Annotated in this window: 16 protein-coding genes; 8 read left to right on the top strand and 8 right to left on the bottom strand. The window is 59.9% G+C overall.

Annotation, left to right across the window (positions count from 1 at the left end; translation table 11 throughout):
• Nucleotides 1–81 precede the first annotated feature (81 nt).
• The 7 genes from ACI77D_RS00605 (at nucleotide 82) to ACI77D_RS00575 (ending at nucleotide 7,955) form a co-directional block, all read left to right on the top strand.
• Nucleotides 82–1,218: a branched-chain amino acid ABC transporter substrate-binding protein gene (locus tag ACI77D_RS00605; RefSeq protein WP_064450429.1), complete on the top strand. Its 1,137-nt coding sequence runs from the start codon at nucleotides 82–84 to the stop codon at nucleotides 1,216–1,218.
• 232 nt (nucleotides 1,219–1,450) lie between these two features.
• Nucleotides 1,451–2,365 carry an ABC transporter permease subunit gene (locus tag ACI77D_RS00600; protein WP_064450430.1) on the top strand — a complete coding sequence of 305 codons (915 nt, stop codon included), beginning with the start codon at nucleotides 1,451–1,453 and terminating at the stop codon, nucleotides 2,363–2,365.
• Nucleotides 2,366–2,367: 2 nt separating this feature from the next.
• Nucleotides 2,368–3,645 (top strand): high-affinity branched-chain amino acid ABC transporter permease LivM, encoded by a 1,278-nt coding sequence (gene livM, locus ACI77D_RS00595; RefSeq protein WP_064450431.1) that lies wholly within the window; start codon nucleotides 2,368–2,370, stop codon nucleotides 3,643–3,645.
• The gene (locus ACI77D_RS00590) at nucleotides 3,642–4,517 is read left to right on the top strand and encodes an ABC transporter ATP-binding protein (RefSeq protein ID WP_064450432.1); all 876 of its coding nucleotides are present in this window, start codon (nucleotides 3,642–3,644) and stop codon (nucleotides 4,515–4,517) included. Before livM ends, ACI77D_RS00590 begins: the two co-directional genes overlap by 4 nt.
• Nucleotides 4,514–5,230 (top strand): ABC transporter ATP-binding protein, encoded by a 717-nt coding sequence (locus tag ACI77D_RS00585; RefSeq protein ID WP_064450433.1) that lies wholly within the window; start codon nucleotides 4,514–4,516, stop codon nucleotides 5,228–5,230. Before ACI77D_RS00590 ends, ACI77D_RS00585 begins: the two co-directional genes overlap by 4 nt.
• A gap of 866 nt (nucleotides 5,231–6,096) precedes the next feature.
• Nucleotides 6,097–6,861: an SDR family oxidoreductase gene (locus ACI77D_RS00580; protein WP_064450434.1), complete on the top strand. Its 765-nt coding sequence runs from the start codon at nucleotides 6,097–6,099 to the stop codon at nucleotides 6,859–6,861.
• Between the two features lie 188 nt (nucleotides 6,862–7,049).
• Nucleotides 7,050–7,955, top strand: a complete 906-nt coding sequence (locus tag ACI77D_RS00575; protein WP_064450435.1) for a cation diffusion facilitator family transporter — start codon at nucleotides 7,050–7,052, stop codon at nucleotides 7,953–7,955.
• Between the two features lie 120 nt (nucleotides 7,956–8,075).
• On the opposite strand, the gene ACI77D_RS00570 is transcribed toward ACI77D_RS00575, so the two are convergent.
• The 7 genes from ACI77D_RS00570 to ACI77D_RS00540 form a co-directional block, all read right to left on the bottom strand.
• Nucleotides 8,076–9,197, bottom strand: a complete 1,122-nt coding sequence (locus ACI77D_RS00570; RefSeq protein ID WP_407015870.1) for an AGE family epimerase/isomerase — start codon at nucleotides 9,195–9,197, stop codon at nucleotides 8,076–8,078.
• A gap of 171 nt (nucleotides 9,198–9,368) precedes the next feature.
• Nucleotides 9,369–9,941 (bottom strand): HupE/UreJ family protein, encoded by a 573-nt coding sequence (locus ACI77D_RS00565; RefSeq protein WP_407015869.1) that lies wholly within the window; start codon nucleotides 9,939–9,941, stop codon nucleotides 9,369–9,371.
• A gap of 26 nt (nucleotides 9,942–9,967) precedes the next feature.
• Nucleotides 9,968–10,582, bottom strand: a complete 615-nt coding sequence (gene ureG, locus ACI77D_RS00560) for an urease accessory protein UreG (RefSeq protein WP_017849719.1) — start codon at nucleotides 10,580–10,582, stop codon at nucleotides 9,968–9,970.
• Between the two features lie 21 nt (nucleotides 10,583–10,603).
• On the bottom strand, nucleotides 10,604–11,278 hold the full coding sequence (locus ACI77D_RS00555; protein ID WP_064450438.1) for an urease accessory protein UreF: 675 nt from the start codon (nucleotides 11,276–11,278) through the stop codon (nucleotides 10,604–10,606).
• A complete protein-coding gene (gene ureE, locus ACI77D_RS00550; protein ID WP_064450439.1) occupies nucleotides 11,275–11,775 on the bottom strand; it encodes an urease accessory protein UreE in 501 nt (166 codons plus the stop codon). Before ureE ends, ACI77D_RS00555 begins: the two co-directional genes overlap by 4 nt.
• Nucleotides 11,776–12,072: 297 nt before the next feature.
• Entirely contained in the window at nucleotides 12,073–12,705 is a 633-nt protein-coding gene (locus ACI77D_RS00545; protein ID WP_064450440.1) for a TetR family transcriptional regulator, read from the bottom strand.
• Nucleotides 12,706–12,856: 151 nt separating this feature from the next.
• Nucleotides 12,857–13,228: a hypothetical protein gene (locus ACI77D_RS00540; RefSeq protein ID WP_064450441.1), complete on the bottom strand. Its 372-nt coding sequence runs from the start codon at nucleotides 13,226–13,228 to the stop codon at nucleotides 12,857–12,859.
• Between the two features lie 368 nt (nucleotides 13,229–13,596).
• On the opposite strand from ACI77D_RS00540, the gene ACI77D_RS00535 reads away from it, so the two are divergent.
• Complete coding sequence (locus ACI77D_RS00535) at nucleotides 13,597–15,669, top strand: AsmA family protein (protein WP_221293790.1); 2,073 nt, start codon at nucleotides 13,597–13,599, stop codon at nucleotides 15,667–15,669.
• Between the two features lie 130 nt (nucleotides 15,670–15,799).
• Here the strand turns inward: ACI77D_RS00535 and ACI77D_RS00530 are convergent, their stop codons facing one another.
• A complete protein-coding gene (locus ACI77D_RS00530) occupies nucleotides 15,800–16,330 on the bottom strand; it encodes a bacterioferritin (protein ID WP_064450443.1) in 531 nt (176 codons plus the stop codon).
• Between the last annotated feature and the right edge of the window lie 14 nt (nucleotides 16,331–16,344).

The following is a 16,344-nucleotide window of genomic DNA, read 5'->3' as shown; positions in this document are numbered from 1 at the left end:
CTTGGCTTTCTCTGAAAGTTTCAGTTGAAGGTTTGCATTGAATTCGTAGTGCCAATAAACAAAAACCTCGGAGCACCACTCATGTCCCAGACGTTTTACAAGAAAGGCTTTCTGGCCCTCGCCATTGCAACGGCGCTGGGTGTTTCTACGTTTGTTCAAGCTGATGTGAAGATTGGCGTGGCGGGCCCGATGACGGGCGCCAACGCAGCTTTCGGTGAGCAGTACATGAAGGGTGCCCAAGCGGCAGCCGATGTGATCAACAAGGCCGGCGGGATCAACGGCGAGCAGATCAAACTGGTGGCCGGCGACGACGCCTGTGAGCCAAAGCAGGCTGTAGCGGTGGCTAACCGCCTGGCAGACCAGGACAAAGTGATCGGCGTGGTCGGGCACTTCTGCTCCTCCAACACCATTCCTGCCTCCGAGGTGTATGCCGATGCTGGCATCATCATGATCACCCCAGGCTCCACCAACCCGACGGTCACCGAGCGCGGCCTGTCGGCAGTGTTCCGCATGTGCGGCCGTGATGACCAGCAAGGCATCGTCGCCGGCGACTACATCGTCGACGTGCTCAAGGGCAAGAAGGTCGCTGTTATCAATGACAAAGACACCTACGGCAAAGGCCTGGCTGACGCTACCGCTGCCCAGTTGACCAAGCGCGGCGTGAAGCCGGTGCTGGAAGAAGGCCTGACCCGTGGCGAGAAAGACTTCAGCGCCCTGGTCACCAAAATCCGCTCCACCGGTGCTGACGTGGTTTATTTCGGCGGCCTGCACCCGGAAGCCGGTCCACTGGTTCGCCAGATTCGTGAAGCCGGCCTCAAAGACGTCAAGTTCATGTCCGATGACGGCATCGTGACCGACGAACTGGTCGCGACCGCTGGCGGCAAGCAGTACGTCGATGGCGTGTACATGACCTTCGGCGCTGACCCGCGCCTGCTGCCGGACAGCAAGACCGTGGTGGAAGAGTTCCGCAAAAACGGCACCGAGCCTGAAGGCTACACCCTGTACGCCTACGCTTCGATCCAGGCCCTGGCAGCCGGCTTCAACGGTGCCAAGTCCGACAAGGGCGAAGATGCAGCCAAGTGGCTGAAAGCTCACCCGGTTAAAACCGTTATGGGCGAGAAGACCTGGGACGCCAAGGGTGACCTGAAAATCTCCGACTACGTGGTTTACCAGTGGGACAAAGACGGCAAATACCACCAGCTGGAAAAGCAGAAGTAAGAATAAACACGATCGTTTAAGCGCCTCAATCCCCTGTGGGAGCTGGTTTGCCTGCGATAGCGGTTGCACATTCAACACAGGTGTTGGTTGTCAGTCCGTCATCGCCGGCAAGCCCGGTTCCCGCAGGGGGCGTGGTTGCCCGTCCCATCGTGTCAGGCATCAAGTCTGTCTTTTCCTCCAGAAGGGCCGCACACCCACCGGTGTGCAGGTTCTCACCGCGTGAGATTGCGTTATGGATGGTATCTTCCTGCAGCAACTGGTCAACGGCCTGACCCTCGGGTCGGTCTATGGCCTGATCGCCATCGGCTACACAATGGTCTATGGCATCATTGGCATGATCAACTTCGCCCACGGCGAGGTTTATATGATTTCCGCTTACCTCGCGGCGATCAGTCTGGCACTGCTGGCTTACTTCGGCATCGAATCCTTCCCGCTGCTCATTCTTGGCACCCTGGTCTTCACCGTCGTCGTCACCGGCGTTTACGGTTGGGTCATCGAGCGTGTCGCCTACAAACCGCTGCGCAACTCCACCCGACTGGCACCGCTGATCAGCGCCATCGGTATCTCCCTGATCCTGCAGAACTACGCCCAGATTGCTCAGGGCGCGAAACAACAAGGTATTCCCACCCTGCTGGCCGGCGCCTGGCGTGTCGATATCGGCAGCGGGTTCGTGCAGTTGACCTACACCAAGGTGTTCATCCTGGTGGCCGCGTTTCTCGGCATGGGGCTGCTGACCTACATCATCAAATACACCAAGCTCGGCCGCATGTGCCGTGCCACCCAGCAAGACCGCAAGATGGCGTCGATCCTCGGTATCAACACCGACCGGGTGATCTCCTACGTATTCGTGATCGGTGCAGCCATGGCGGCCCTGGCCGGCGTGTTGATTACCCTGAATTACGGCACGTTCGACTTCTACGCCGGCTTCATCATCGGCATCAAGGCGTTTACCGCAGCGGTACTCGGCGGCATCGGTTCCTTGCCTGGGGCCATGCTCGGCGGGATCATCCTGGGTATCTCCGAGTCGCTGTTCTCGGGGTTGATCAACTCTGACTACAAAGACGTGTTCAGTTTCTCCCTGCTGGTGGTGATTCTGATTTTCCGTCCTCAGGGCCTGCTTGGTCGTCCGCTCGTGGCGAAGGTGTAAACATGTCTGCTGCCAAATCTATCGATATCAAGAAAAGTGTCGTCGATACGGTCCTTGCCGGGCTGATTTCGTTGATCGTGTTCGGTCCGATCGTCGGCGTGGTCCTCGACGGCTACAGCTTCAACCTGCAACCGGCCCGTGTGGCGGTCCTGGTCGCCATCGTGATGGTCGGCCGCTTTGCCATGAGCCTGTTCCTGCAAACCCCCAAGGGCCTGAAGATTTTGCAGGGCTTCGAGAGCAGTGGCTCCGGCGTGCATGTGCTGCCGCCGGACTACAAGTCGCGGCTGCGCTGGATCATCCCGGCACTGATCGTGATCGCCATCGTGTTCCCGATCTTCGCCAACAAGTACCTGCTGACCGTGGTTATCCTCGGGCTGATCTACGTGTTGCTCGGCCTGGGCCTGAACATCGTGGTGGGCCTGGCCGGTCTTCTGGACCTGGGTTATGTGGCGTTCTACGCCATCGGTGCCTACGGCCTGGCATTGGGTTATCAATACCTCGGCCTGGGCTTTTGGACGGTGCTGCCCTTGGCCGCAATCTGTGCGGCGCTGGCGGGGTGCATACTCGGGTTCCCGGTGCTGCGAATGCACGGTGACTACCTGGCCATCGTGACCTTAGGCTTCGGTGAAATCATTCGACTGGTGCTCAACAACTGGCTGTCGTTTACCGGTGGGCCGAACGGCATGCCGGTGCCTTCGCCGACCTTCCTCGGCCTGGAATTCGGGCGTAAAGCGAAGGATGGCGGGATTCCGTTCCATGAGTTCTTCGGCATCGATTACAACCCCAACATCAAGTTCATGTTCATCTACATTGTGCTGTTCCTGGTGGTGCTGGCCGTGCTGTATATCAAGCATCGCCTGACCCGCATGCCGGTCGGCCGCGCCTGGGAAGCCTTGCGCGAAGATGAAATCGCCTGCCGCTCCATGGGCCTGAACCACGTACTGGTCAAGCTGTCGGCGTTCACCATCGGTGCGTCCACGGCCGGTCTGGCCGGGGTGTTCTTCGCCAGCTACCAGGGCTTCGTCAACCCATCGTCGTTTACCTTCTTCGAGTCGGCGCTGATCCTGGCCATCGTGGTGTTGGGCGGCATGGGTTCGACCGTCGGTGTGGTGATCGCGGCGTTCGTGTTGACGGTGGCGCCGGAACTGCTGCGCAGCTTCTCGGAGTACCGCGTGCTGCTGTTTGGCGTGTTGATGGTGGTGATGATGATCTGGCGACCGCGCGGCCTGATTCGAATCAGCCGAACCGGTGTGACCCCACGTAAAGGAGTGGCGCCATGAGCAAGGAAGTCGTTCTGTCCGTGGAACATCTGATGATGCACTTCGGTGGCATCAAGGCCTTGAGCGATGTGAGCCTCAAGGTCGAACGCAACTCGATCTTCGCCCTGATCGGCCCCAACGGCGCCGGCAAGACCACCGTGTTCAACTGCCTCACCGGCTTCTACAAAGCCAGTGGCGGCAAGATCGAACTCAACGTGCGGGGCAAGCAGACCAACGTGATCCAGCTGCTCGGTGAGCGGTTTAAAGCGGTGGACTTCGTGTCGCCGAAAAGCTTCCTCAGCCGCGTGTATTACAAGATGTTCGGCGGCACCCACCTGGTGAACCGCGCCGGCTTGGCGCGGACCTTCCAGAACATTCGCCTGTTCAAGGAAATGTCGGTGCTGGAAAACCTGCTGGTGGCCCAGCACATGTGGGTCAACCGCAACATGCTTGCGGGCATCCTCAACACCAAAGGCTATCGCAAGGCCGAAAGCGACGCCCTCGACCACGCGTTCTACTGGCTGGAAGTGGTCGACCTGGTGGACTGCGCCAACCGCCTGGCCGGTGAGCTTTCCTACGGCCAGCAGCGCCGCCTGGAAATCGCCCGGGCCATGTGCACCCGGCCGCAGATCATTTGCCTGGACGAACCGGCAGCGGGCCTCAACCCGCAGGAAACCGAAGCGCTCAGCGCGATGATTCGCCTGCTGCGCGACGAACACGACCTCACGGTGGTGCTGATCGAACACGACATGGGCATGGTAATGAGTATTTCCGACCACATCGTGGTGCTCGACCACGGCAACGTCATCGCCGAGGGCGGCCCGGAAGCGATCCGTAATGATCCAAAAGTGATTGCCGCCTACCTGGGCGCAGACGAAGAGGAGCTTGTATGAACGGGCCTATCCTCGAAATGAAGGACCTGGACGTGTTTTACGGCCCGATCCAGGCCCTGAAAAAAGTCTCGCTGCACATTAACGAAGGCGAAACCGTCAGCCTGATCGGCTCCAACGGCGCGGGTAAATCCACGCTGCTGATGTCGATCTTCGGCCAGCCACGGGCCGAGTCGGGGCAGATCATCTACAACGGTGTCGACATTACCCACAAGTCGTCCCATTACATCGCCTCCAACGGCATTGCGCAGTCGCCGGAAGGGCGGCGGGTGTTCCCCGACATGACCGTCGAGGAAAACCTGCTGATGGGCACCATCCCGATTGGCGATAAATTCGCCCAGGAAGACATGCAGCGCATGTTTGAGCTGTTCCCCCGGCTCAAGGAGCGGCGTACCCAGCGGGCGATGACCATGTCTGGTGGTGAGCAGCAAATGCTCGCCATTGCCCGTGCGCTGATGAGCCGGCCCAAGCTGTTGCTGCTGGATGAGCCAAGCCTGGGCCTGGCGCCGATTGTGGTGAAGCAGATCTTCGCCACCCTGCGCGAGCTGGCGGCCACCGGGATGACCATCTTTCTGGTGGAACAGAACGCCAACCATGCATTGCGCTTGTCGGACCGTGCGTATGTGATGGTTAACGGCGAGATTCGCCTGACCGGCACCGGTAAGGAGTTGCTGGTGAATGAGGAAGTGCGTAACGCCTATCTGGGCGGGCACTGATTTAAATTTTGGCGCAAGTCCCCCTGTGGGAGCGGGCTTGCTCGCGAATGCGGTGTGTCAGTTTCAGATGGTTTGACTGACCCTCCGCATTCGCGAGCAAGCCCGCTCCCACAGTTGTTTTGCGTTTGCCCGAACGGACGAGGTGTCTGCATCGCAGGCAAGCCAGCTCCCACATAAAGCCCGGTTCCCACATTTGTTTTTGTAGTGTTCCCAGGCCGTCCGCCAAATTGTGGAAAACAAATCTAGCCACCCTCTAAAGCGCGACATATAGCCGCCGCAAATCCCTGTTTTGTCACAGTTTTGACTTGTCCCCATTCGCTGTGGAACCGGCTGTGGGTAACGTGGGAGTAGCTGGCTGAAAGCCTTTAACTGCGCGGCCTGCAGCGTGGTGGTTGTTTTATGATCAGCAGGTTTTTCGTGACCGGCCAAGGGTTTTGTCAACCTGTTTAAAGACACAGGTATATGACCGAAAAATGTCCCTCCAGCCTGTGGATAAGTCTGTGACTAAACTCTGGAAAGACGGCCGCAGAGGCCGGAATGACTGGCCTGGAGCCATCGTTCGAATTTTCCCTCTGTGCATGGGCCTACATACGCCCCGTCCAAGGTCAAGCAAAAAACTTTCTAAAACTGCCTGTAAGCCTTGCACACAGCGGCTTGAGCTGTTTTGCACTTGCCCCCAAAGACTGTGGGCGCAGTTGTGGATAACCTGCGCGCATGTGGCTGCAGGGCCCGGTTTATATGGGTTAGATGTGAGTGGTTAAAAATTGATCAGCTGTAGATGAAGTTGTGCGCTTAGCGGTTGCCGCGACGACGGCGTAAGGGCATTCTGCTGGCAACTTTTTTCCGATGCTCGCAAGGAGAACACCATGTCCGACACGCTGTTTATTACTGGCGCAACCTCAGGCTTCGGCGAAGCCTGCGCCCGTCGTTTTGCCGACGCCGGCTGGAAACTGGTGCTCACCGGCCGTCGTGCCGACCGTTTGAATGCATTGGTTGAAGAGCTTTCCAAGCAGACCGAAGTGCACGGCCTGGTCGTGGACGTGCGTGACCGCAAGGGCATGGAAGACGCCATCGCCAACTTGCCGCCCTCATTCGCCAAACTGCGCGGCCTGATCAACAACGCCGGCCTGGCGGTGGGCACCGACCCTGCGCCCAAATGCAGCCTCGACGATTGGGAAACCATGGTCGACACCAACATCAAAGGCCTGCTGACCACCACCAGCCTGCTGTTGCCGCGCCTGATCGCCCACGGCCGTGGTGCCGGGATCATCAACCTGGGCTCCATCGCCGGCAGCTATCCGTACCCGGGCAGCCACGTGTATGGCGGCTCCAAAGCGTTCGTGAAGCAGTTTTCGCTGAACCTGCGTTGCGATCTGCAAGGCACCGGCGTGCGTGTGACCAACATCGAGCCAGGCCTGTGCGAGAGCGAGTTCTCGCTGGTGCGCTTCGGCGGTGACCAGGCGCGCTACGACGCCACCTACGCCGGTGCCGAGCCGATCCAGCCGCAGGACATCGCCGACACCATCTTCTGGGTGCTCAACACCCCGGCGCACGTCAACATCAACCGTCTTGAGTTGATGCCGGTGAGCCAGACCTGGGCTGGGTTTGCGATTGAGCGTGGGGCCAAGTAAGGCTTAAGACCGCGTCGCGTCCATCGCAGGCAAGCCAGCTCCCACATTTGATCGGGTTCACACGGTCAAAATGTGGGCGCTGGCTTGCCTGCGATGGCGTCAAATCGGCCAAAACACGACATAAGGTACACTCCACCCCTGAAAACCCCTCCGCACTGTGCGGTTAAAAGGTTTTGACAGGAGGAAATGTGAGTAACCGAGGTGAGCAGGCACTGCTCAAACAATCGACCATCCTGATGTTCGCCGTAGCGATCGCCGGGATTGTCACGGGTGTTATTTCTGGCGCCCAATCCATTCTATTCGACGGCTTTTTCTCGCTAATCGCCACCGCCATCAAGGTGTTGATGCTGATCACGGCCAAGCTGATCGCCAAGAAAAGCAACGAGCGCTTCCAGTTCGGCTATTGGCACCTGGAACCCATGGTGTTGCTGATCGAAGGCAGCTTTCTGTTGTTGATCGCCATCTACGCGTTTCTCAACGGTGTGTTCGGCATTATCAATGGCGGGCGCGAAATCGAGTTGGGACTGGTGATCATTTATGCGGCGGTATTTACCGTCGTCGAATTTGCCTACTTCTTTTACGTGCGCTATCGAAATCGCACACTCAAATCCTCACTGATCCAGTTCGACAACATCAGTTGGATGGTGGACGCGATGCTCTCGGTGGGCTTGCTAATCAGCTTTCTCGCCGCGCTGTTGCTCAAGTCTCAGGGCTATGGCGAGTGGGCGGTGTATGTCGACCCGCTGATTCTGATCCTGCTGGCCCTGAGCATGCTGGCGCCGGCGTTCAAGATCCTGCGCCCGGCGTTGCGCGAAGTGCTGGGGATTGCCCCGGACCACTTGGACGACAAGGTGCGCGAGGTCATGGACGCGGCCCAGGCCAAGCATGGTTTCGACGACTATGTGTCCTACGTGCAAAAACACGGGCGGGCGCGGTTTATCGAGATTCATGTGGTATTGCCGGCCAACTACCCGGTGGATAACGTCGCGACCCTCGATGGGCTGCGTGAAGAAATATCCACAGGGCTCGGCACGCCGGATGCGGCGCGCTGGCTGACGATCAGTTTTACCGGGGATCGCAAGTGGATTGCGTGACAGTCAGTTAGACCGAGGGGAGGCTTTCGCGAGCAAGCCCGCTCCCACATTTAACCGCGTCCTACCGTTGGAATGCGGTCGAATGTGGGAGCTGGCTTGCCTGCGATGAGGCCCTGAAAATCAGCCGAGATGCTGGATCAGGCCTTGATAGCAGGTCGCCAAATGATACGGCGTGGTCGACGGCATATCCCGTCGGCTCACGGCGCCCTTGGCGTCCAGGCATTCGTGCCAGCCTTTGTCATGCAGGAAGTGCTGTTGCAGCGCCAGCAATTGGCGTTGCAGCACCGCTTCACTGTCCGGTCGCAAGGTCAGTGCGCGCAGGTATTCAGCCTGGGCCCAGATTCGCTGAGTGCCGTCGCGCACGCTGCCATCCAGGGCGAGCATGCCGCTGACCGCACCGCTGAGTTTATCCACACCCTTGAGCTCGGCGTAGGCAAACGCCCGGGTCAGCGACGCATGCAACGGTGTGCTGCGCAGTACGTCTGACGATTCCAGCAAAAAGAACCATTCGAACTGGTGGCCTGGCTCAAACCAGTTATCCACAGCGCCCAGCGGTTTCTCCACCATCACGCCGTGCTGGCGGTCGATGAAGCGCTTCTGCATCGCGCTAGCGAGGTCCAGCAGCGCATCTTGCGTAATGGCGTCCTCACGCACGGCCAGCGTGGCGAGGAAGCCTTCGGCGAGGTGCATCAGCGGGTTTTGCAGGGGGCCGGACTTGAGGGACGACCAGTTGCGTTCCAATACCGCTTCGTACAGGCCGTCGCCGGTGGCGAAGCGTTCGGCGACCACTTCCAGGGCAGCATCGAGCACCGACTCCACCAGCGGCTCACGCACTTTGGCCCAGTAGTGGGCGCAGGCGAAGATGATGAAGGCGTGGGTGTAGAGGTCTTTGCGCTTGTCCAGCGGCTTGCCGTGGGCGTCGATGCTGTAGAACCAGCCACCGTGCTCGGCGTCATGGAAGTGCCGTTGCAGGGAACGAAACAGCGCCGCCGCGCGCTCTTCGGCGAAGGCCGAACCGGGCTTGCCGATCAGGCTGGCAAACAGGTACAGCTGCCGGGCACAGGCCATGGCGCGGTAGCGCTGCGGGGGCAATGGCGTGTGATTAGCGTCCAGAGCTTCATACGGCAACGCCAACTCGGCATTCCAGCCCGGGCCCTGCCACAGCGGCACGATCAGGTCATGGAAGTGCGTGAGCACGGCATTCAATGAAGGCTGGGAAGCGGAGTTTGGAGCGATGGGCATCGGCTGGCGTCGTCACGGCAGGGGTGTAGGCGCGCATGGTAGCAGGCTTGGGATAGGCGGTGTCTGTGCTACCGCTATCGCGGGCAAGCCCGCTCCCACATTTTGATGTGTGAACCCAATCAAATGTGGGAGCTGGCTTGCCTGCGATGAAGCCCTTGCAGGCGCTGGAAATCAGCCCGCCAGCAACCAAACCCCAGTCGCCGCCGAAGCCGCACCTGCTACCCGCACCAACGGTGCAGCCGCCGCCGGCAGGAAACGCACCACCGCATACCCCGCCGCATGCAATATTGCCGTTGCGCCCACGAAACCGGCCGCATACGCCCACGGGCTGGACATGTCCGGCAGCTCCAATCCATGCGCCACGCCCTGAAACAGCGCGAACAATGCCGTGGCACCGACTGCCACGAACAACGGCGGCCGCACCGCCAGTGCCACTGCCAGGCCCAGCGCCAGCACCGACGCGGCAATCCCGCTCTCAAGCGCCGGCAATTGCAGGCCTTCAAAGCCCAAAAGGCCGCCCATCAACATGACGCCGACAAAGGTGCAAGGCAGTGCCCAGCGCGCGTTACCTTTTTGCTGCGCCGCCCAGAGGCCGACCGCGACCATGGCCAGTAAGTGATCGATGCCGCCCAATGGGTGGCTGATGCCTGCCACCAGCCCATTGTCCCCATGCCCGGGGTGAGCGAAGGCGAGGGCGGGGGCGAGCAGCAGGGCGGCGGTTGCGAGAAGTTTGTTGAGGCCCATGGACAGGCTCCTTTTTTAGGGTGAGATCAGGCGGCGGTCAGCAGGCCCTGACGTTCAATGAAGGCGACGATTTCATCCAGGCCGACGCCGGTTTTCTGGTTACTGAACACAAAGGGCTTACCGTTGCGCATGCGTTGGGTGTCGCTGTTCATCAATTCCAGCGAGGCGCCCACCAGCGGCGCCAGGTCGATCTTGTTGATGACCAGCAGGTCGGATTTGCAAATACCGGGCCCACCCTTGCGCGGCAGCTTGTCGCCGGCAGACACATCGATCACATAGATCGTCAGGTCCGACAGCTCCGGGCTGAACGTCGCCGACAGGTTGTCACCGCCGGACTCCACCAAAATCAGGTCAAGGCCCGGAAACCGGCGGTTGAGTTGATCCACTGCTTCCAGGTTGATCGAGGCGTCTTCACGAATTGCCGTGTGCGGGCAGCCCCCGGTTTCCACACCAATGATGCGTTCCGGCGCCAGGGCCTGGTTGCGCACCAGGAAGTCGGCGTCTTCACGGGTGTAGATGTCGTTGGTCACCACGGCCAGGTTATAGCGATCGCGCAGGGCCAGGCACAGCGCCAGCGTCAGGGCGGTCTTGCCGGAACCCACCGGGCCGCCGATGCCGACACGCAAGGGTTGTGTATTCATGTGCTTCTCCAGATAAAGGGCTTAGGAACGGAACAGTCGGCTGTACTGGCGCTCGTGGGCCATGCACGCCAGGGACAGGCCGAACGCGGCGCTGCCGAAATGGTTAGGGGCGAGTCGGCCGGCGTCCTGCTGGGCTTGTTGCAGCAGCGGCAGCAGTTCGCTGGTCAGGCGCTGGGCGGCTTGCTGGCCCAGGGGCAGCGTCTTCATCAATACGGCGAGTTGGTTTTCCAGCCAGCTCCATAGCCAGGCGGCGAGGGCGTCGTCGGGGCTGATGTGCCAGGCGCGTGCTGCCAGGGCCCAGCCCAGAGCCAGGTGCGGTTCGGCGCATGGCTCCAGAAATGCACGCGCGGCGTCGTCCAGTTCCGGCAAGCCATTGAGCAGTTGTTGCAAGGAGTAACCCATCTGGCGGCTCTCCTGATACAGCTCGCGGGTCTCGCGGCTGGCGCGATGCTCTTGGCACAATTGCGCCAGGCGCGGCCAATCCTGTTCGGCGGCGGCGCGGCAATGGGCGAGCAACAGCGGTGCTTCGAAGCGCGCAAGGTTGAGCAGCAGTTGGTCGCTGATCCAGCGTCGCGCACTGGCGGCGTCATTGACGCGCGCATTTTCCACGGCCATTTCCAGGCCCTGTGAATAGCTATAGCCGCCAATCGGCAGTTGCGGACTGGCCAGACGCAACAGCGCCCAGGCTGGGTTCATAGACGTACGCCGAACTGGTGCAGCTTGGGCGGGTAATTGAAGTCTTCATCACCGTGACGTGAATGATGATGGCCACCGCCATAGGCGCCGTGTTCCGGTTGGAACGGTGCTTCAATGGTTTCGGTGTGGGCGCCCAATTGTTCGAGCATGGCCTTGAGCACGTAGTCATCGAGCAGGCGAAGCCAGCCGTCGCCAACTTGCAGGGCCACATGGCGGTTACCGAGGTGATAAGCCGCGCGGGTCAGTTCAAACGCGTTGCTGCAGGTGACGTGCAGCAGTTGTTCAGGGCGAGCACAGACGCGTACGACACGTCCGTCTTCAGCGTGTAGGAATTCCCCATCGTGCAGCGGCGGCTGGCCGCGCTCCAAAAACAGGCCGACATCTTCGCCATCGGCACTGAAACAGCGCAGGCGACTTTTACTGCGCGCTTCGAAGTTCAGCAGCAGTTCGGCAGCCCAGAGGGCTTGGGGGGCGATTCGGCGGTGGATCACCAGCATCAGAAGGCTTCCAGCTATGAGCGATGCGAGAGGTAGAGCAAGGGGCTTGCCAATCACACCTGTGAGTAGGAAAACCCTGTAAGCAGGCACCGTCATGCCACCGAATAGGGCATTCGCTCATTCCGGTCGTGTTTCAATTTGGTGCGTAATGGGATTTATAGCACTGGATGTGGGCGTTTTGCGTCGAGATCCGCCACCTTCTGTATGAAATTTCTTTCATCTCTTTCGTGCTGGCGTTTTCAGGGGTTTGGCCTATGGGAGGCAGGATTCGGACTTCCGCACGCCAGGCTGATGGGCTTACTCGGTACTGCCCAGCCCTTGCCAATGTTTGAGGCCGATAAAGATAAAGCGCAATTGCTGGGTGATTTTCGCCTGCGGCGTGAGGTGAGCAGGCAGCGCATGGGCGGGAGGGTCGATGATATCGGGCAGGGTGGCGAACACGCTCTTGACGATCAGGTCGGCCATCACGTGCAGACCTTCGGCATCCAGGTGCTGGAGCTTGGGCATCCGCGTGAGGTCCGCCGCCAAGTCGCTGGTGATGTCTTCGCGCAGCGCGCCGATGGCTTGCCGCACGGCCAGGCAACCGCCGTATTGCTCGCGGGCCAGGAACAGGAATTGCGAGCGATTGGCCGAGACCACATCGAGGAAGATCCGCACGGACGCATCGATGATGCCGCCCATGACGAACTCATTGTGGCGCACCAGGCGGATGGTGGCGCGGAAGGTCTGGCCGACTTCGCTCACCAAGACGAGCCCAAGCTGGTCCATGTCGTCAAAATGACGATAGAACCCGGTCGGCACGATCCCGGCGGTCTTGGCCACTTCGCGCAGGCTCAGGCTGCCAAACCCACGGCCACACTCCATCAGATGGCGGGCTGCGTCCATCAAGGCGAGGCGGGTCTGTTGCTTCTGTTCGGCGCGGGGCAGCATCGGCGGGCGGGCTTTGTCGGCAAGTACAGCGACGCACTCTAGCAAAACAGCTTCATCGGCGTCGAACTTGGCGGGGGCTGAGCGTGACGGGGTCTATATAAAAGCAAAAACCCGATCGGCCGATCGGGCTTTTTTCTGGGCCAGCACGGGCTTAGCTCTGTGCTTGATGCAGTTCTTGCAGACGGTCAGCACCGCCTTCGGCAACACCTTGGGTGTAAGCGCGGTCGTTGGCTTGTTCAGCACCGCCTTCTACCAGGCCTTTCTGTTCCAGGCGATCACGGCCACCTTCGACAACGCCTTCGGCGTAAGCACGTTTGTTGGCGTGATCCGAGCCATTTTCTGCAACAGCGCCTTTGGCGTAGTCACGGTTTTCGTCTTCTTGCGAACCGCTGCGCGCCAGGGTTTGGCTGGACTGCACGGCTTGGGCTTTGTTCTGTGGGGTGGCTTGTTCAGCGGCTGGCAGGGCAAAAGCGCTGGAAGCCAGGACAGACAGCAGAACAGTAGCGAGTAATTGGCGTTTCATGAGGGTTGCTCCTTAGGAGGGCGATAAAGTGGGTACAGGGCTAATGCTACTCTCGATAAGTCGATATAAAAGTTCATAAACACAATGGTAATAATCAACAGAATTGATTGTTCCCTTCGGAGGCTCTAGAACGCACCTCTCAAGCCCGCGGTTTTGCACCATGGTGGGTATTTTCGACCCGTTCATGGGTAACACCGGTGCATTGTTGATGGTTCAGTCGCTTCAGGCTGTAGGACGAGTCGCTTTTTTTGCGATGAATTCGTACTCGGGCTAAACCCCCAGATCATTTGTCAGTCGTAGCCATATAAGCTGTAGTCAAAAGGTGCGCGGCAGCGCGCACCCTCAGTCGTAATCAGGAGTCCTGTGCAATGACGCGCACTCGTAAAATTGTCGCTTGGAGCTGCGCCAGCTTCGTTCTGTTAATCGCCGTCGTGGTGTTGGTGTTGGTGTTTTTCGACTGGAACCGCATCAAGCCGCCGCTCAATGCCAAGGTCTCCGAAGAGTTGCATCGCCCCTTTGCCATCAATGGCAACCTGGCGGTGGTGTGGGCACGTGAGGCGGATGAAGGTGGCTGGCGGGCCTGGGTGCCCTGGCCGCACGTGATTGCCGAGGACCTGACCCTGGGCAACCCGGATTGGTCGAAAAAACCACAGATGGTCACGCTCAAGCGCGTAGAACTGCGCATTTCTCCGTTGGCGCTGCTGGCGCAGCGTGTGGTCATCCCGCGTATTGACCTCACTGAGCCGAGTGCCGACTTGCAGCGCCTGGCCGATGGTCGCGCCAACTGGACTTTCAAGTTCGACCCCAAAGACCCCAACGCTGAACCGTCCAGTTGGGTGGTGGACATCGGCGCTATTGGTTTCGACAAAGGCCATGTGACGCTCGACGACCAAACGCTCAACACCCAACTGGATGTGATCATTGACCTGCTGGGCAAGCCTATTCCGTTCGGCGAGATCGTCGGCGACGCCGACGCCAAGAAGGCCCTCGAGAAAGGTTCGGCGCCTCAGGACTATGCGTTCGGCCTCAAGGTCAAAGGCCAATATCACGGTCAGAAGCTCGACGGCACCGGCAAAATCGGCGGCCTGCTCGCCTTGCAGGACGCGGCCAAGCCGTTCCCGCTGCAAGCCCAGGTGAAAATCGCCGACACCAGCGTTGCCCTCGCCGGCACTCTGACCGACCCGCTGAACCTTGGCGCCCTGGATCTGCGGCTGAAACTCGCCGGCTCCAGCCTGGGTAACCTCTACCCGCTGACCGGCGTGACGCTGCCCGACTCGCCGGCCTATTCCACCGACGGTCACCTGATCGCCAAGCTGCATGAAGCCAGTGGCGCGTCATTCACCTATGAAAACTTCAACGGCAAGATCGGCAACAGTGATATCCACGGCGACCTGAGCTATGTCGCCAGTCAGCCCCGGCCCAAGCTCAGCGGCAAACTGGTGTCCAACCAATTGCTGATGACCGACCTTGCCCCGTTGATCGGTGCCGACTCCAATGCCAAGCAGAAAGCCCGTGGCGGCGAAAGCAAACAACCGGCGACCAAGGTGCTGCCGGTGGAAGAGTTCCGCACCGAGCGCTGGCGCGACATGGATGCCGATGTGGAATTCACCGGCAAACGCATCGTGCACAGTGCCGAATTGCCGTTCACAGACCTCTATACCCACCTGGTCCTCACCGACGGCGAGCTGAGCCTGGAACCCCTGCGCTTTGGGGTCGCTGGGGGCAAGCTGGATGCACAGATTCGCCTGAACGGCCGCATCACACCGATGGAAGGGCGCGCAAAACTCACCGCGCGTAACTTCAAGCTCAAGCAGCTGTTCCCAACGTTTGAACCGATGAAAACCAGCTTTGGTGAACTCAACGGCGATGCCGATGTTTCCGGGCGCGGCAACTCCGTGGCGGCCTTATTGGGCTCCTCCAACGGTGACCTGAAAATGCTCATCAACGACGGCGCGATCAGCCGTGGCCTGATGGAAATCGCCGGGCTCAACGTGGGCAACTATGTGGTGGGCCGCCTGTTCGGCGACAAAGAAGTGAAGATCAACTGCGCGGCCGCGGACTTCGGCATCAAGACCGGCCTTGCGACCACTCGCCTGTTTGTGTTCGATACCGAGAACGCGATCATCTACATCGATGGCACCGCAAACATGGCGACCGAACAGCTCGACCTGACCATCACGCCCGAGTCCAAAGGCTTTCGCCTGTTTTCCCTGCGTTCGCCGCTGTACGTCAACGGCCCGTTTATCAAGCCCAATGCGGGTGTGAAAGCGGTACCGCTGATGCTGCGTGGCGCAGGCATGGTCGCGCTGGGTGTGATCGCCGGCCCGGCAGCCGGGTTGCTGGCGCTGGTGGCACCGAGTGGCGATGAGCCGAACCAGTGTGCACCGCTGTTGCAGCAGATGAGGGAAGGCAAGGCGCCGAAGACCGTGAAAAGTAACTGACGAAACCGCAAACAAAAAATGTGGGAGCGGGCTTGCCTGCGATAGCGGAGTAACAGTCGACAAACACACTGACTGTTCGATAGCTATCGCGGGCAAGCCCGCTCCCACATGGGTCTTGCAGTGTTACGGCTTACAGGTCCTGCAGAATATCCGCCATGTCGTCGGCGTGTTCTTCTTCCTGGGCCAGGATTTCTTCGAAGATGCGACGCGTGGTCGGGTCTTTGTCGCCGATGTATTGGATGATTTCGCGATAGCTGTCCACCGCGATCCGCTCGGCCACCAGGTCTTCGTAGACCATTTCCTTCAAGTTCTTGCCGGCCACGTATTGCGCGTGGGAGTTCTTCGACAGCAGGTCGGGGTTGAACTCCGGCTCGCCGCCCAGTTGCACGATGCGCTCGGCCAGTTTGTCGGCATGCTCGGCTTCCTGGGTCGCGTGCTCGAGGAATTCATCGGCGGCGACGCTTGCTTTCAGGCCGTTGGCCATGAAGTAGTGGCGCTTGTAACGCAACACGCAGACCAGCTCAGTGGCCAGCGATGCGTTGAGCAGGCGGATGATTTCCTCGCGGTCGGCGTCATAGCCTTCCGTCACGGCGCCGTTTTCGACGTTCTGGCGGGCGCGTGAGCGCAGGGTCGCAACGTCAGTCAAATGTGCTTCAGTCATCTCAATCTCCTGGT

The organism is Pseudomonas sp. O39, assembly GCF_045447295.1.
Taxonomy (GTDB): domain Bacteria; phylum Pseudomonadota; class Gammaproteobacteria; order Pseudomonadales; family Pseudomonadaceae; genus Aquipseudomonas; species Aquipseudomonas antarctica_A.
Note: the sequence above shows the minus strand (reverse complement) of the source record. Positions and strands in the feature narration are given on the sequence as shown.

What these genes read in the sequence shown, in the direction of transcription:
- ureE (WP_064450439.1), bottom strand. Translation starts at nt 11,775, where the DNA reads ATGCTGGTGATCCACCGCCGAATCGCCCCCCAAGCCCTCTGGGCTGCC.
- ACI77D_RS00605 (WP_064450429.1), top strand. Translation starts at nt 82, where the DNA reads ATGTCCCAGACGTTTTACAAGAAAGGCTTTCTGGCCCTCGCCATTGCA.
- ACI77D_RS00585 (WP_064450433.1), top strand. Translation starts at nt 4,514, where the DNA reads ATGAACGGGCCTATCCTCGAAATGAAGGACCTGGACGTGTTTTACGGC.
- livM (WP_064450431.1), top strand. Translation starts at nt 2,368, where the DNA reads ATGTCTGCTGCCAAATCTATCGATATCAAGAAAAGTGTCGTCGATACG.
- ureG (WP_017849719.1), bottom strand. Translation starts at nt 10,582, where the DNA reads ATGAATACACAACCCTTGCGTGTCGGCATCGGCGGCCCGGTGGGTTCC.
- ACI77D_RS00565 (WP_407015869.1), bottom strand. Translation starts at nt 9,941, where the DNA reads ATGGGCCTCAACAAACTTCTCGCAACCGCCGCCCTGCTGCTCGCCCCC.
- ACI77D_RS00590 (WP_064450432.1), top strand. Translation starts at nt 3,642, where the DNA reads ATGAGCAAGGAAGTCGTTCTGTCCGTGGAACATCTGATGATGCACTTC.
- ACI77D_RS00545 (WP_064450440.1), bottom strand. Translation starts at nt 12,705, where the DNA reads ATGCTGCCCCGCGCCGAACAGAAGCAACAGACCCGCCTCGCCTTGATG.
- ACI77D_RS00580 (WP_064450434.1), top strand. Translation starts at nt 6,097, where the DNA reads ATGTCCGACACGCTGTTTATTACTGGCGCAACCTCAGGCTTCGGCGAA.
- ACI77D_RS00555 (WP_064450438.1), bottom strand. Translation starts at nt 11,278, where the DNA reads ATGAACCCAGCCTGGGCGCTGTTGCGTCTGGCCAGTCCGCAACTGCCG.
- ACI77D_RS00535 (WP_221293790.1), top strand. Translation starts at nt 13,597, where the DNA reads ATGACGCGCACTCGTAAAATTGTCGCTTGGAGCTGCGCCAGCTTCGTT.
- ACI77D_RS00530 (WP_064450443.1), bottom strand. Translation starts at nt 16,330, where the DNA reads ATGACTGAAGCACATTTGACTGACGTTGCGACCCTGCGCTCACGCGCC.
- ACI77D_RS00600 (WP_064450430.1), top strand. Translation starts at nt 1,451, where the DNA reads ATGGATGGTATCTTCCTGCAGCAACTGGTCAACGGCCTGACCCTCGGG.
- ACI77D_RS00570 (WP_407015870.1), bottom strand. Translation starts at nt 9,197, where the DNA reads ATGCCCATCGCTCCAAACTCCGCTTCCCAGCCTTCATTGAATGCCGTG.
- ACI77D_RS00540 (WP_064450441.1), bottom strand. Translation starts at nt 13,228, where the DNA reads ATGAAACGCCAATTACTCGCTACTGTTCTGCTGTCTGTCCTGGCTTCC.